General features: G+C 64.3%; 13 protein-coding genes. 2 read left to right on the top strand and 11 right to left on the bottom strand.

Features of this window, described 5'->3' with window-relative positions; all coding sequences use genetic code 11:
• Positions 1–8: 8 nt before the first annotated feature.
• The 4 genes from K226_RS0112355 to K226_RS0112340 all read right to left on the bottom strand — a co-directional run bounded on the left by K226_RS0112355 (position 9) and on the right by K226_RS0112340 (position 4,083).
• On the bottom strand, positions 9–581 hold the full coding sequence (locus K226_RS0112355) for an NTP transferase domain-containing protein (RefSeq protein ID WP_024815107.1): 573 nt from the start codon (positions 579–581) through the stop codon (positions 9–11).
• The gene (locus tag K226_RS0112350) at positions 581–2,866 is read right to left on the bottom strand and encodes a xanthine dehydrogenase family protein molybdopterin-binding subunit (RefSeq protein WP_024815106.1); all 2,286 of its coding nucleotides are present in this window, start codon (positions 2,864–2,866) and stop codon (positions 581–583) included. Before K226_RS0112350 ends, K226_RS0112355 begins: the two co-directional genes overlap by 1 nt.
• 11 nt (positions 2,867–2,877) lie before the next feature.
• Entirely contained in the window at positions 2,878–3,336 is a 459-nt protein-coding gene (locus K226_RS0112345; protein WP_024815105.1) for a (2Fe-2S)-binding protein, read from the bottom strand.
• Between the two features lie 174 nt (positions 3,337–3,510).
• On the bottom strand, positions 3,511–4,083 hold the full coding sequence (locus K226_RS0112340) for a TetR/AcrR family transcriptional regulator (RefSeq protein ID WP_024815104.1): 573 nt from the start codon (positions 4,081–4,083) through the stop codon (positions 3,511–3,513).
• Between the two features lie 105 nt (positions 4,084–4,188).
• Here K226_RS0112340 and pdxH point away from each other — a divergent pair, with 105 nt between their 5' ends.
• Positions 4,189–4,836, top strand: coding sequence for a pyridoxamine 5'-phosphate oxidase (pdxH, locus tag K226_RS0112335; protein WP_024815103.1), 648 nt, complete (start codon positions 4,189–4,191; stop codon positions 4,834–4,836).
• A 97-nt stretch (positions 4,837–4,933) separates the two neighbouring features.
• Here the strand turns inward: pdxH and K226_RS0112330 are convergent, their stop codons facing one another.
• The 7 genes from K226_RS0112330 to K226_RS0112295 form a co-directional block, all read right to left on the bottom strand.
• Complete coding sequence (locus K226_RS0112330) at positions 4,934–5,890, bottom strand: AEC family transporter (protein ID WP_024815102.1); 957 nt, start codon at positions 5,888–5,890, stop codon at positions 4,934–4,936.
• Positions 5,891–6,016: 126 nt separating this feature from the next.
• Positions 6,017–7,264 (bottom strand): chromate efflux transporter, encoded by a 1,248-nt coding sequence (chrA, locus tag K226_RS0112325; RefSeq protein WP_024815101.1) that lies wholly within the window; start codon positions 7,262–7,264, stop codon positions 6,017–6,019.
• A 136-nt stretch (positions 7,265–7,400) separates the two neighbouring features.
• Positions 7,401–8,348, bottom strand: coding sequence for a sensor domain-containing diguanylate cyclase (locus K226_RS0112320; RefSeq protein ID WP_024815100.1), 948 nt, complete (start codon positions 8,346–8,348; stop codon positions 7,401–7,403).
• 83 nt (positions 8,349–8,431) lie between these two features.
• Positions 8,432–9,310: a hypothetical protein gene (locus tag K226_RS0112315; RefSeq protein WP_024815099.1), complete on the bottom strand. Its 879-nt coding sequence runs from the start codon at positions 9,308–9,310 to the stop codon at positions 8,432–8,434.
• A gap of 448 nt (positions 9,311–9,758) precedes the next feature.
• Positions 9,759–10,793, bottom strand: a complete 1,035-nt coding sequence (locus K226_RS0112305; protein WP_024815098.1) for a patatin-like phospholipase family protein — start codon at positions 10,791–10,793, stop codon at positions 9,759–9,761.
• 276 nt (positions 10,794–11,069) lie between these two features.
• Positions 11,070–11,582 (bottom strand): GNAT family N-acetyltransferase, encoded by a 513-nt coding sequence (locus K226_RS0112300; protein WP_024815097.1) that lies wholly within the window; start codon positions 11,580–11,582, stop codon positions 11,070–11,072.
• Between the two features lie 489 nt (positions 11,583–12,071).
• On the bottom strand, positions 12,072–13,067 hold the full coding sequence (locus tag K226_RS0112295; protein WP_024815096.1) for a GlxA family transcriptional regulator: 996 nt from the start codon (positions 13,065–13,067) through the stop codon (positions 12,072–12,074).
• Between the two features lie 161 nt (positions 13,068–13,228).
• Here K226_RS0112295 and K226_RS0112290 point away from each other — a divergent pair, with 161 nt between their 5' ends.
• Positions 13,229–14,137 (top strand): MBL fold metallo-hydrolase, encoded by a 909-nt coding sequence (locus K226_RS0112290; RefSeq protein WP_051463485.1) that lies wholly within the window; start codon positions 13,229–13,231, stop codon positions 14,135–14,137.
• The last annotated feature ends 33 nt before the right edge of the window (positions 14,138–14,170 follow it).

Below are 14,170 nucleotides of genomic sequence, written 5' to 3'. Positions count from 1 at the left end.
CACCCACGTTACCCGCGCGCCGCCAGCCTCTGCGCGGCGCGCTCCAGGTCCTGCACGGTGTCCACATCGGTCACCGTGCCTGCATCATCCACATCCACCCACCGCACCCTGCCCTGCTGCGCCTGCTGGCGCACCACGCTGGCGGCGCCCTGCTCGCCGGTCAGGGCCAGTAGCCCTGGTTGGCATTCGGCTGTAAAGCCCACGGGGTGGCCGCGCTCGCCTTGGTACAAAGGCACGGCCACGGCACAGTCCGCCAGGGCGGCAGCGATGGAGCGCAGGGTTTCGGGCAACACCAGCGGCAGGTCGCCCGGCAGCACCAGCCAGCCAGGCGTGCCCGCCGTGGCGCGCACCGCCGCCGCTATCGAATCGCCCATGCCCGGGTGCCCTGCATCCTCCAGATGCCAGGGCAAGCCGCTGGCGCGCACGGCGGCCAGCGTGTGCTCCAGCACTGTTTTGTCGCCCAAGGCGGCGCGCAGCTTGTGCACCATGCCGCCCGATGCCGCAAAGCGCTCGCCCCGGCCTGAGGCCAGCACCAGCACCACGGGCTGTGCGGACGCTTTGGCGCGGTCTTTTGCTGCCATCACGCCAGCTTGAACGGCAGCTCGCGCGGCGTTTTGCCCGTGATTTGGGCAATGGCGTTGGCAAACGCAGGTGCCAGTGGCGGCAGCCCTGGCTCGCCCATGCCCTTGGGTGGGTCGGCGCTGGGCACGATGTGCACGGTCACCTGGGGCATGTCGGTGATGCGTGGCACGGCAAAGTCGCCAAAGTTGCTTTGCTCCACCACGCCGTCTTTGAGCGTGATGGCCGCCCCCGGCAGGCACATCGACAAGCCCATCAGTGCCGAGCCCTCCACCTGGGCCTCCACGCTTTTCGGGTTGATGGCCAGGTTGCAGTGCACGCCCGCCGTCACGCGGTGCAGCTTGGGCATGCCGTCTTTTACCGATGCCTCGACCACATAGGCCACCACCGATTCAAACGACTCATGCACCGCCACGCCCCAGGCGCGGCCGGGTGCCAGCTGTTTTTTGCCGTAGCCCGACTGCGCCACGGCCAGCTGCAGCGCGGCCTTGTGGCGCGGGTGCTTGTCGCCCATCAGGGCCATGCGGTAGGCCACGGGGTCTTGCTGGGTGGCGCGGGCCACCTCGTCGATGAGGGTTTCCATGACGTAGGCCGTGTGCGTGGACCCCACGCTGCGCCACCACAACACGGGCACGTTGACCTCGGGGTGGTGCACCGAGAGTTTCATGGGCACGTCATAGGGCTCTTTCATGCCCTCGATGGCCGTGGCGTCGATGCCGTTCTTGACCATGAAAGCCTCGAACAGCGAGCCTTTGATGATGGACTGGCCCACGATGGTGTGGTCCCACGCCAGGATGCGGCCCTTTGCGTCAAACCCGATCTCGGCGCGGTGTACGTGCATGGGGCGGTAGTAGCCGCCCTTGATGTCGTCCTCGCGGCTCCACAGCGTGCGCACCGGCGCGCTGATGCCCGCCGTGCGCACGGCCTTGGCCACGCCGCAGGCCTCGACCACGTAGTCGCTGCTGGGGATGGCGCGGCGGCCAAAGCCGCCACCGGCCATCTGCGTGTGCACTTGGATGTTCTGCGGCGGCAGGCCCAGTGTTTTGGCAGCGGCCATCGCATCCAGGCCGGGCATCTGCGTGCCCATCCACAGCTCCGCCTTGTCGCCATCGAGCTGGATGGTGCAGTTGAGCGGCTCCATGGGCGCATGCGCCAGGTACGGAAATAAGAATTCGGCGCTGATCTTGTGGGCAGCGCCCGCCAGTGGCGCCATGTCGGCATGCATGGCCACCAGGCCCGGCTTGGTGGCCAGTTCGCGGTATTGGGCCAGCAGCGCCGTGCTGTCGGGCTTGCCCACGGCGCTGGTGTCCCATTCCACCTTGAGCGCATCGCGCCCCAGTTTGGCGGGCCAGTAGCCGTCGGCCACCACCGCCACGCCCTCGCCGCCCCGGTCGGTGGGCACGCGCAGCACGGCTTTTACGCCCTTGATGGCTTTGGCGGCGCTGTCGTCCAGCGACTTCACCTTGCCGCCAAACACCGGCGGGCGCGCCAGCACGGCCGTCAGCATGCCGGGCAGGCGCACGTCAATGCCGTAATCTTGCTGGCCGCTCGATTTGGCCTGGGCATCCAGCCGCCCGGTGGGCTTGCCGATCAGGCGGAACTGCTTGGGGTCCTTCAGGGCAACCTTTTCGGGGACGGCCTGCTTCATGGCGGCTTCGGCCAGCGCGCCGTAGCCCAGCTTTTTTCCGCCGGGGCCCACCACAAAACCATTGCTGGTGCGCAGTGCCGACGCATCCACGCCCCACTGCGCTGCAGCGGCCGCCACCAGCATGGCGCGGGTGCGCGCGCCCAGTTCGCGGTATTGGGTGTACGAGTTCTTGATGGAGTTGGAGCCGCCCGTGAGGTGCATGCCCATCAGCGGGTCGGCATAGGCCGCGCTGGCATCGCCGTGCACGCTGCGCACCTTGCTCCAGTCGGCGTCCAGCTCTTCGGCCAGGATCATGGGCAGGCCGGTCTGCACGCCCTGGCCAAATTCCAGCCGGTTGATGGTGACAGTGACGGTGCCGTCGGCGTCAATGCGCACAAAGGCCGAGGGCTGCTCAAACGGCTTGAGGCCTGCGGGCGCCGTGGCCGACCCCGCGCGCTGCGCAGCGGCCACGAGCGGAAACGCGCCCAGCGCAAAGCCCGAAGCCGCCGACACCTTGAGGAAGGTGCGGCGCGCCACGCCTTCCATTGGATCATCAACTCCTGAATTGATAGCTGCTTGCGCATTACCCATAAGCGCTTGAAGGTGTTTTGGCATAAAACGGTGTGCCTGGCCCTGCAGGGCGTCGGTGTCGAAGTGCATGGTGATCTCCTTCAAGCCAGAGTTTTGGCCGCGTCATGAATGGCGGCACGAATGCGCACATAGGTGCCGCAGCGGCACACATTGCCCGCCATGGCAGCGTCAATGTCGGCGTCGCTGGGCTTTTTTGTGCCCTTGAGCAATGCGGTGGCGCTCATGATCTGGCCGCTTTGGCAATAGCCGCATTGCGCTACGTCGTGCTTGACCCAGGCGGCCTGCACGGCCCGGCCCACCCTGTCCTGGCCCACGGCCTCGATGGTGGTGATTTTTTGCCCGGCCGCTGCCGAAATGGGCGTGGTGCACGAGCGCACGGGCACGCCATCCAGAAGCACCGTGCACGCCCCGCACAAGGCCTGGCCGCAGCCAAACTTGGTGCCGCTCATGCCCAGCGTGTCGCGCAGGGCCCAGAGGATGGGGGTGGATTCATCGGCATCCACAGCCGTTTCTTTGCCATTGATGTGGAGGATGGGCATCGTGGGTTCTCCGTGGGAAAGGGGTTGTTGTATGGCGGATATGCAAACAGATGGGTGCAGCGTCAGCAACGCCATCGGGCACGAAAGGGTTGAAGTGAGATGGGTGACATTTTTAAAAGAATATAAATTCGGTTAACAAATGTATTTCTGGCAGATAAGCGCACCGATGTCTTCTCAGGCCTTCAACGCATCCCAGCACAGCCCAAAAGCCATCTGGTGCACGGCCTCTTCGTCGGGCAGCACCTTGGTGCGGATCAGGTTGCCCGTCTCGCGCACCGAGCCCACCAGGCTGGCCGTGAGCAGTGGTATCGGCACGGCTTTCAAAATCTCCTGCTGCTGGCCCTCTTCCATCAAGGCAAAAAACCCCGCCATCAGACGGGTCGAGAATTCGCGGTTGCCCTCGGTAAACCAGGGCGAGTTGTAGTACTGCTCCTGGAAAACCACCTCGGCATACTGGTCCAGCCGGTGCCGCAGCAGGTTGCCCCAGGCACGGCGCACCCGCGCCCGGTAAGGCAGGCCGGGCACCACGCCCTCCATGATGCGGGCGGCAGTCACCGTCTTGGCGTCCTGATAGAGCTGGCTGATGAGCTCGTCCTTGGATGGGTAATACACATACAGCGTGCTGGTGGCAATGCCCGCAGCGCGGGCAATGTCGGCCATGGTCAGGCCGCTCAGGCCCGTCTGGGCCACCAGCTCGAAGGTGGCCTGGGCGATGGCGCGCTGCTTTTCGTCGTCTTTGGGTTTCATTGCCGCGCCAATATAAGCGAATATTAATTCGACCACAACAGGGGCGACCCGGGATATCAAAAAGCGGTAGCCGGCTCAGGAATCGCGGCGTGCACAATCGTGCCCATGACCTCCTCCATCGCCGACCTTCGCAAGAGCTACGAGCGCGCCGAACTCAACGAAGACGCCTCACACGCCGCCCCCCTGCAGCAGTTTGACCAGTGGCTGAAAGAAGCCATTGCCTCGGAAGTGCCCGAGCCCAACGCCATGACCGTGGCCACCGTGGGCAGCGACATGCGCCCCAGCACGCGCGTGGTGCTGATCAAGGGATTTGACGAGCGCGGCATCGTCTGGTTTACCAATTACGACAGCCGCAAGGGCCGCCAGATTGCCGGCAACCCCTATGTGGCACTGCAGTTCCACTGGGTAGAGCTGGAACGCGTGGTGCGCATCGAGGGCATTGTCGAAAAAGTGAGCGACGCCGAAAGCGACGAATACTTTGCCAGCCGCCCGCTGGATTCGCGCATTGGCGCCTGGGCCAGCCCGCAAAGCCAGGTGATCTCGGGCCGCGGCGTGCTGGTGGCCAATGCCGCCAAGTTTGGCGCGCAGTTCATGCTGATGCCGCCGCGCCCGCCGCGCCCGCCGCACTGGGGTGGCTACCGCCTCAAGCCTGATCAGTGGGAGTTCTGGCAGGGCCGCAAGAGCCGCTTGCACGACCGCCTGCGCTATCGCCAGGACGGCGACGGCTGGGTGCGCGAGCGCTTGGCGCCCTGAGCGCCTGGCATCGGCCCCGAACCCCGGCGCCGCACCCCGGCGCCGCATTGCGCGCCGGGCTGGCCCGGCGGCCGACGGCCGCCAGCGCCATGCGCCCTTACAAACCTGCCACGGCCAGAATCACCGCCGGCACCGTGACCAGCGCCAGCGCCGTGGAAACCGCAATGCTGGCGGTGACTTCTTCTTGTGCCACCTCGTAGCGCTGGGTAAACAAAAACACATTGGCGCCCACCGGCAGCGCCGCCGCCACAATCATCACGGCCAGCGGCATGCCCGACAGGCCCAGCGACCACCCCAGCGCGGCCAGCACGAGGGGGTGCACCACACATTTGACCAGCGCGATGCGCAGCGCCGCCCCAAACTGGTGGCCCACCTTGGTGAAGGCCAGCGTGACCCCCACCAGCAGCAGGGCAATAGGCCCCAGCGCCTGGCCCAGCAACTGCAGCGGCTTGCCCACCACTTCGGGCAGCACCAGCCCGGTTTGCGCGAACAACAGGCCCGCAATGATGGGCAGCGGCACCGGGTGCACGATGCCGTTGCGCACGGCCTGCAACACGGTGCGCCACATGGGCTGCTGCGTGCCGCCGCCGTCGCCGTCTTTGGCCGCGTGTTCGCGCGCGGCGGCCAGCTCAAAAACTACTGTGGCGCCGGTCAGCAAGATAAGGGCGTGCACCGAGATCAGCGTGAACAGCGTGACCAGCCCGGCCTCGCCAAACGCCAAACCCACCAGCGGCACGCCGATCATGATGGTGTTGCTGAAGGTGTTGGCCAGGCCGCGCGCGGCCGCCAGGGTGCTAAAGCCCTGCACCCCCAGCGTGGCGGCAAAAATCAGACCGGCGGCGGCGAAATAGATGGCCACGGGGCCAAAGTCGAGGTCTTGCACATGCACCGTGCTCATGGTGCGAAACAGCAGCGCGGGCGTGAGCACCATGAACACCAGGTTGGACAAATCCTTGACCGAGGTGGCCCGGATCCAGCCGCGCCGCCCCGCAAAAAAACCCAGCGCAATGAACAAAATGACCGGAATCAGGGACGCAAAAACGGGAGAGTTCACGGTGTGGCGGGCGCGGTGCGCTGAAAACGACGGGTTGAGTCCGGCACCCTGCGTGTGCCGTAACTATTATTTTGATAGCTGTTAGCGCTTATCCATCAAGCGCCACAGGCCATTTTGACTCAAAATTCACAACCATGCGGCCAACACGGCGCCGCCCACACCGCAGGCCAGCACCACCGCCCAGGGCGGCGCGCGCCAGAACACCAGCGCCACAAAGGCGGTCAGCGCCAGGCCAAAATCAGCGCCGCCGCGGATGGCGCTGGTCCACACCGGGTTGTAAAGTGCCGCCAGCAGCAGCCCCACCACCGCCGCATTCACGCCCGCCAGCGCCGCCTGGGCGTGCGGGTTGCGTCGCAGTGGCTCCCAAAACGGCAAGGCACCGGCCACCAGCAAAAATGACGGCACAAAAATCGCCACCAGGCACACCACCGCCCCCAGCCAGCCGCCCGGCCAGACCTGCATGGACGCACCCAGAAACGCCGCAAACGTGAACAGCGGCCCCGGCACCGCCTGCGTGGCGCCATAGCCCGCCAAAAACGCATCGGCCGACACCCAGCCCGGCCCCACCACCTCGGCCTGCAGCAGCGGCAGCACCACATGGCCGCCGCCAAACACCAGTGCGCCCACGCGGTAAAACGCATCCACCATGGCCAGCAGCGAGCCGGGCCACAGGCGCGCGGCCAGCGGCAGCAGCACCAGCAAGGCGGCAAAAACCACCAGCAGCGCAGCCCCGGTGCGGCGGCGCAGTGGCAACAGCAGGGCGTCTGGCGCGTCGTTGGGTGTTTCGGGCGTGGCCGCCCTGCCCCGCCCAAACAGCCACCAACCGGCCCCGCCCGCTGCCAGCATCACGCCCACCTGGCCCCACACGCCGGGCACCAGCAGCACGGCGCAACACGCCAGCGCCATCAGCGTGACCTTGGCACGCCCCACGCACAGGCTGCGCGCCATGCCCCACACCGCCTGCGCCACCACGGCCACCGCCACCACCTTGAGCCCGTGGATCGCGCCCGCCGGCAACACCGCATACCCGCCCGCCAGGCCCAGCCCCAACAAAGCCAGCACCAGCGCCGAAGGCAGCGTGAACCCCAGCCAGGCCGCCAGCGCCCCCGGCATGCCCGCCCGCATCAACCCCAGCGCCATACCCACCTGGCTGCTGGCCGGGCCGGGCAGAAACTGGCACAGCGCCACCAGATCGGCATAGCTGCGCTCGGTCAGCCACTGGCGGCGCTGCACGAATTCATCGCGAAAGTAGCCCAGGTGCGCCACCGGGCCGCCAAACGAGGTGAGGCCCAGGCGCAGAAAGATCCAGAACACCTGCCATGCACAGGTGTGAACCGAGGGCGTTGCGGCCGGTGCCGATGGGTGTTGAGGCATGGGCATCAAAAAGAACGGTGAGCGCCGCGCCCAGCACAGGCGCGCCCATTCCGCCCTGGTCGGCATACACAACGGCCGTGGCCACCAGCGAGGTTCACTTCAGCACGCCATTGCGGCATGCACCGGGCCGTCGCGTTCAAGCCGCCACCTGAACCGTCTCGATCCGGTTTCTGCCGTTTTTCTTGGCCGCATAGAGCTGCTGGTCCACTGCCTCGATGAAGCTGGAGGGTTTCATGTGGTCGCCTGGCGTGACGGTGCCAACGCCAATGCTGACGGTGACGCGCTGATCCAGCGGTGATTGCGCGTGGGTGATGGCTTGCTTTTGAATCAGCCGCTGGCAGCGTTCGGCAACTTTCAGTGCCACCGAGGCATCCGCTTGCGGCAACAGCACAACAAACTCTTCGCCACCAAAACGCGCAACCACGTCGCGCGGGCCATCCAGCGCCAGGCTCAGCGTTTGCGCAATCTCGATCAGGGCTTTGTCGCCCCGCACATGCCCGTAAAGATCGTTGTACTGCTTGAAAAAATCGATATCGAACAACAGGAGGGACAGCGGCTGCCCGTTGCTGCGTGCGCTTTCCCATTCCACTTCGAGGCTGACATCAAACCGGCGCCGGTTGGCGATGTTTGTCAGTCCGTCCTTGAACGAAAGCGCCTCCAGCTCTTTTTGCAGAGCGAGCAACTTCTCTTCGGTCTTTTTGCGCTCGCTGATGTCGAACATGAAACCAATCAGCGCCTCGGGTTCGCCGTTGTCCTTGCGCACCACATGCACCACATCACGCAGCCACACATAGCCGTTGTCCTTGGTCAGTGCCCGGTAGTCCGCTTCATGATCGATCCCGGCCTGGGATTGCGCTACGCAGAAATTCACTACGTATTCTCGGTCCTCGGGGTGCATGCGCGTCGCCCAGTCTTCCACGGTCATCCAGCTTTCGGGGCTCCAGCCCAGCAGCGCTTCGATCTGGGGGCCGATGTAGGCAAACTTCTTGGTGTCCCAATCAATCTTCCACGGAATGGCCTTGGTCGATTCCAGAAGGGTTCTGTAAACCGCGTCGTCTTTGCTGAGGTCGCTCACGTCGGACATGTTCTATCCCTCCCTGGTCAGTAAGGCTGAAATTATTGCTTACATTTTGTCGGACATCACAGGTGCGTCTGCTCCTGTCGACTTCAGGGGTTCAAAGGACTGGCCCCCAGCCACAAGCCACTGCGCAAACCCTCGGGCCGATGCGGCGACCACACCTGTGCGCTGGAATCCCAGGTTTCCTGCTGCACATTGAGCCCGGCATACACGCCATAGCCATGCCCCGCGCGGATGTCTTCACCCGCACACAGGCTTTCGCCGGCTTTGATGGCGCCCTGGGTGTGAATGCACTCGCCGGCCTTGATGCCCCAGCCCGCCTCCAGGTGCGCCACGCCGGTAATGGCACCGCCCACCACAATGCCCTGTCCGGCCCGCAGGCTATCGGCCCCCGTCAGGTGGCCGCCCACACGCAGGCCCTTGCCGCACTCCACCAGGCCGTCGACGATAAGGTCTTGCCTCACAAAGGCGCCGCCTTTCAGCGACAACTTGCCGTGGCACACCACATCCCATGCGCCGCGCAGGTCGCCTAAGCAGGTGATGTCGCCTTGCACCTCTACGCCCCAGTCTGCGCGCACGTCGCCGCCCGCCTGCAGCGTGCCCTGGCTGATGATGCTGCCCGCCACGCGAATGTCCTCGCCCGCCACAATGGCGCTGCCCGCGCGCAGCCCGCCGCCCGCGCGGATCGACCGCCCGGCCTGAATCACCGTAGCCACGTCAATCGAGCCGCGCACCTCCACCGTGCCGGCAAACACAATGGCCTCGGCCTCCAGCGCATCCACCTCCAGCACGGCGTTGGTTGGGCCAAACTGGCCCAGCAGCCAGCAGGCGTCCTCCACCCGCCCCGCGTTGACCAGCGTGTCCAGCGCCTCCTGATAATCGGTGCCGTCTTCCACATGGCGGCTGAACCACCGAAATCCGTCTGCGCACGGGCTTTTTGCCCGCAAAAACTTCTTGGTGAATTCCATGGCCATCACTCCGTGCGCAGCGCGGCGGCTGCTACCAAAAGTTGGGCGGGATTAGCGGTAATGGCGGGTGTGGCAAGCAACGCGCCGGTGGGCGTGGCGCCACCGGCAAGGTTTGGGGGGTACATGACGCATCTCCTGAAGGAGCGGCGCGGTGTGCGCTACAAAGCGACCGGCCGCCATCGCGCTGGGCGGGTGCCCGGCGATGGATGTTCTGCGCAGATGAGGGAAAAGAAGGTTTATCGCCGGGCAAAGGAATGTGCGACCGGCTTGTAGGGCCAGATCTCACGCACCACGGCGCCCCCGCCCACGCACAGGCAGCCACGCAGCAGGCCTGGTTGGTTGGATGAGGGCAAGAAAGGCATGGGGGCGGATGGTAGCAGCGCAAAGGTACCGCACTGCGGCGCCCGGGTATGCGCGGCGGGGCCGCCGCCGCAGCGGTGGCAGCCCGTCAGGGCTGGGCGCAGGCGCTGTCCAGCCCCACCGTGCCCGCCAGCTTTTGCAGGCGCGAGCGGTTCTCCAGGCAGGCCTGGTGCTGGGCGTCGGCCGTTTTTTCCTGCGCCAGGCGTGCGGCTTGGGCGCGCTCGGCCAGCAACTGGGCCACGCGTGCGCGCAACTGCGGCATGGCGGCCAGAGCGGCTTTTTCGCCCTCTACGATGGCATTGGCGCGCTGGCTGAAATCTGTCGAGCCCATGTCCAGCACCTGGGGGCGGATGATGACATCGGCCCGCGCCAGCTCGGCCTGCCCCAGCTTCTGGCCCATGATGGCAATCGACTGGCCCAGCGTGCCCAGCATGTCGCCCGGCGACTTGCCCCGCGCCTTGTTGGAAATGTCTACCGCCACCACCACATCGGCACCCAGCTGGCGCGCCGCGTCTACTGGCACCGGGCTCACGATGCCGCCGTCCACAAAGTGGTATTTGCCAATGGTGACCGGCTGAAACACACCGGGCACGCTGCTGGAGGCCCGCACCGCCTGCCCCGTGTTGCCGCGCGCAAACACCGTGCGCTCGCCGTCTTCGAGCCGCGTCGCCACTGCCACAAAGGGCTTGGCCAACTGCTCCAGCGGCTTGCGGCGCACCTGCTCGTTCACGTAGTCTTCCAGCTTCTGGCCCTGCACCAGCCCGCCGGTAGAAAACTGCAGGTCGCGAATCTTGCCCTCGTCCAGCGCCACGGCCTTTTCCTGCAGCGCAAACGCATCCATGCCGCTGGCATACAGCGCCCCCACCACACTGCCCGCACTGGTGCCCGCCACCACGGCAGGCGCAAAGCCATTGGCTTCCAGCATCTTGATCACACCAATGTGCGCAAACCCCTTGGCCGCGCCGCCGCCCAGGGCGACGCCGATCTTGATGGCGGGCATGGAGGTGGTGTTTGCCGTGGGCGCAGGGGCGGCCGGGGGCACGCTGGGCGGGGTGCTGCCGCAGGCGGCCAGGGTGGCAACAAGCAGGCAGGCCAGGGAGCGAGGGGAGGCGATCAGGCGCATTTGGGGAGGTCGGTCTTTGCCAAGTTCAACAGGTTGTTCGCCAGTCAGCATTGTGCTTGGCATGCCGCGAAAGGTGGGCGGTGGCGCATTCAATTGCAATGATTCAGGGGACAAGGAGCCTGTCGGACTTGGAGCGTCGAAAGCGAAAAGCGGCCCCAGCGAGGACAGTTTTTGCCGGATTTGCAGCCCCATAGCCCCGCTATGGGGCAAAAAGACGGTAAAAAATGGACCGCTGCGGCCGATTTGCAGCCGACGATTTCCAAGTCCGACAGGCTCCTAGTGGTTCGCCCTGAAGGCGTCGTGGAAGGTGACGGCCCCGTGCGGCATGTGCCCGTCAAACGAGAGGGCAAAAAAAACTTCCGGTGGCACCCCCTCCAGCCCAAGCTCAGGCGTGTTTTTGAAACCGAACTTCCGGTAATACGCAGGATGCCCCACAAGGCAGCAGCCGCGGGCGTTGATGCCTTTCAGACGGGACAGCCCTTCCTCAATCAGCGCCTTGCCAATGCCTTGGCGCTGAAACTCCGGCAGCACCGACACAGGCCCCAGGCCGAACCACTGCGGTGTGCCGTCCGACAGCATGACGGGAGAGAAAGCAATGTGTCCGATGACACGGCCATCCAGTTCAGCAACCAGCGAAACCGTCAACGCCTTGGCTGCGCGCAGCGCCGTGACGACAAATTGCTCGGTGTGGTCGCTGACCTCGAGGTTTTTGAACGCTGCAACCGTGACGTCGGTAATGGCGTTCACATCAGAGTCCATTTCGGGCCGGAGCCTGATCTCTTGATTCATGTGGGTTTTTCCTTGTACCGGGCGAGAAACGGGTGGCGGCCCACCGTACTACTTGAAAGACGTTGCCCGGATTGCCGAGTCCGAATTATCCGACGGGGGCGTGCGTGCCAAGAACCGAAGCCTTGTGGCTGGTTCAGGACGCTGGCTAAGTGGCGTGGGTTCGGTATGCCTCGGTGCACGCGCCCGGGCAAACCTGCCCAGCCGTTTTTGACCCACGGAGTCTGGCCATGGTCACGCCAAAGGGCAAGTGCGAGCAGTGGCAGTGCCACGCCACACGCGACCAGGTCCCGCAGCCAAATGCGGCGCTTGACGGCTTGCCCAATCGATCTGTTTGGGAGCGGCTGAAATCGGCCAGGAGCTGATTTTCGAAGTGCCGGGACGGCCGCCCGCTTCAGGCTGGTTGCTGCCGGTGACAGGTCTTGACGAATAGGCACTATCTGCCAAAGCAGTCTTCCATGCCCCAGGGGCTTTACAGGCTTTGATGGGCTGTCAAGTCTCTCGTGGGAGTGAGGCATCCAAAGCGCCGTGCTGGCCTTCACAAAAGAGCCGCCTGTATGCAGATGGTGAAGTGTGCAGCTGGCCCGCAAAGTGTTGACGCAGGGACAATGCAGAGCCAAATCCCACTTCGGTCGCAACCTGTTCAATCGGCAATTCCGTGGTTTCCAGCAGCTGTTGAGCTCTCGCGATACGTTCGGCAGCCAGCCACTTGACGAACGTCATGCCCGTGGCCTCGCGAAACCGCCGGGTAAAGGTTCGCCGACTCATGCGCGCTACGTCGGCCAGCACATCCAGTGACAGCGGCTCGGGCAAATGCTCGCGTGCCCACTCCAGAACGCCGGGTAAGCGGCTTTCACTGGGCAGCGAAGGCACCGGCTGCTCGATGTATTGCGCCTGTCCGCCCTGGCGGTGTGGCGGTGTTACCAGTAGCCTCGCCACGCGATTGGCAACGTCAGCGCCGTGACGCTGACGCACGATGCTCAGACAGCAATCAATCGCAGCAACTGTACCGGCGGACGTGATGACGTTACCGTCGTCCACATAGAGCACGTCAGGCAGAAAGTTGGCCCTGGGAAAACGCAGGGCGAAAAGTTCGCGACAAGCCCAATGGGTTGTCGCGCGGCGCTGGTCCAACAGGCCCGCATCACCCAGCACAAAGGCGCCCAGGCACAGGCCGACAACCTGGGCGCCGCGTGCGTGGGCCTGTCGCAGTGCGTCCGACAGGACTGCTGGCGCAGCCTTTTCTGGATGGTTCCAGGCCGGGACGATGACGATATCGGCATTCTCCATCGCGTCGAGGCCGCCAGGCACCTCAATCTCCACACCCTGGTCGCAGCGAACGCGACCGGGAGCCGGTGCGCAGTAGCGCACTTCGTACGGCGGCAGTCCAGCTGGCGCTGGCGTTACCCCGAACACGATGCCCGGCACCGAGAGATGAAAAAGGCTGACGCCCTCGAAAGCAAGGACTGCGACATGGACGGGCTGCATGGAATCTCAAGAGACGATGGCCATAAATTGGCCCGATTTTATCTACCGTTGTCATTTGGGCCAATGGTGCGAAACCGATCCCATCCGCAAAATTGACACCAACGCACAAACGGAAAATCGATTGCGCGCAATCAGCGAATTATTGAAAAGGAAACGTTTCTATGAAAGTCTTTAACCCATTGCGCAGCGCCATCGTCCTGAGTGGCATCGCCGTGCTCGTTGCCAGCGGCACAGCTTATGCCGATACAAGCGTAACGACAGCTACCACTTCTGTGGCGAGCTCCGTCGAGGTCCAGCAAATTCGAAATGCTACCGTCAAGATTGACTTCTCTGGCACCACATTTCTGGTCGATCCCATGCTCTCACCCAAGGGGGGATTCCCAGGCTTTGAAGGCACCTATCGCAGCGAGTTGCGCAACCCATTGGTAGAAATGCCTTTCTCGGTCGACGAGGTGCTGAAAAGCGTCGACGCCGTCGTGGTGACCCACACCCACACGGACCACTGGGATGAAGCTGCGCAAAAGCAGATTCCCAAGAACATGCCCATGTTTGTGCAAAACGACGCAGATGCCAAAACACTACGTGGTCAAGGCTTCAAGGATGTGCGTGTCCTCAAGGGCGCCGTCACTTTCAATGGCGTGAAACTGAGCAAGACCGGCGGCCAGCACGGCAGTGATTTGTGGTTTGCAGACCCCGCACGTGCTCAAGCGATGGGCCCCGTCATGGGGGTCGTGTTTTCTGCTCCCAAGGCCAAAACCGTGTACGTGGCCGGTGACACGGTATGGCGCCCGCAAGTGGATCAGGCGCTGAAACAGCACAAGCCAGACGTGGTGATTCTCAACACAGGGAGCGCGCTCATGACGGGTTGGGAGGAGCATCCCATCATCATGGGCAAGCAGGACACCCTGCAAGCCACCAAGGCAGCACCCAAGGCAGCCATCGTGGCCGTCCACATGGACTCCGTGAACCACATGTCGCTCAGCCGCAAGGAATTGCGTGAGTTTGTGCAAGAGAACAAGATTCGGGATCGGGTAATGATTCCTGAAGATGGCGAGGTCATGAAGTTCTAAAGAAATAAAGCTGCCTGAAAGCACAGGCAGTTT

Origin of the sequence: Acidovorax sp. JHL-3 (assembly GCF_000526295.1) — a bacterium.
Lineage (GTDB): Bacteria > Pseudomonadota > Gammaproteobacteria > Burkholderiales > Burkholderiaceae_C > Acidovorax > Acidovorax defluvii.
This window is presented reverse-complemented; position numbering and strand designations above follow the sequence as displayed.

Bases quoted from the DNA above. Each gene is read 5' to 3' on its own strand.
- K226_RS0112355 (WP_024815107.1), bottom strand. From the start codon at position 581: ATGGCAGCAAAAGACCGCGCCAAAGCGTCCGCACAGCCCGTGGTGCTG.
- K226_RS0112350 (WP_024815106.1), bottom strand. From the start codon at position 2,866: ATGCACTTCGACACCGACGCCCTGCAGGGCCAGGCACACCGTTTTATG.
- K226_RS0112345 (WP_024815105.1), bottom strand. From the start codon at position 3,336: ATGCCCATCCTCCACATCAATGGCAAAGAAACGGCTGTGGATGCCGAT.
- K226_RS0112340 (WP_024815104.1), bottom strand. From the start codon at position 4,083: ATGAAACCCAAAGACGACGAAAAGCAGCGCGCCATCGCCCAGGCCACC.
- pdxH (WP_024815103.1), top strand. From the start codon at position 4,189: ATGACCTCCTCCATCGCCGACCTTCGCAAGAGCTACGAGCGCGCCGAA.
- chrA (WP_024815101.1), bottom strand. From the start codon at position 7,264: ATGCCTCAACACCCATCGGCACCGGCCGCAACGCCCTCGGTTCACACC.
- K226_RS0112320 (WP_024815100.1), bottom strand. From the start codon at position 8,348: ATGTCCGACGTGAGCGACCTCAGCAAAGACGACGCGGTTTACAGAACC.
- K226_RS0112315 (WP_024815099.1), bottom strand. From the start codon at position 9,310: ATGGAATTCACCAAGAAGTTTTTGCGGGCAAAAAGCCCGTGCGCAGAC.
- K226_RS0112305 (WP_024815098.1), bottom strand. From the start codon at position 10,793: ATGCGCCTGATCGCCTCCCCTCGCTCCCTGGCCTGCCTGCTTGTTGCC.
- K226_RS0112300 (WP_024815097.1), bottom strand. From the start codon at position 11,582: ATGAATCAAGAGATCAGGCTCCGGCCCGAAATGGACTCTGATGTGAAC.
- K226_RS0112295 (WP_024815096.1), bottom strand. From the start codon at position 13,067: ATGCAGCCCGTCCATGTCGCAGTCCTTGCTTTCGAGGGCGTCAGCCTT.
- K226_RS0112290 (WP_051463485.1), top strand. From the start codon at position 13,229: ATGAAAGTCTTTAACCCATTGCGCAGCGCCATCGTCCTGAGTGGCATC.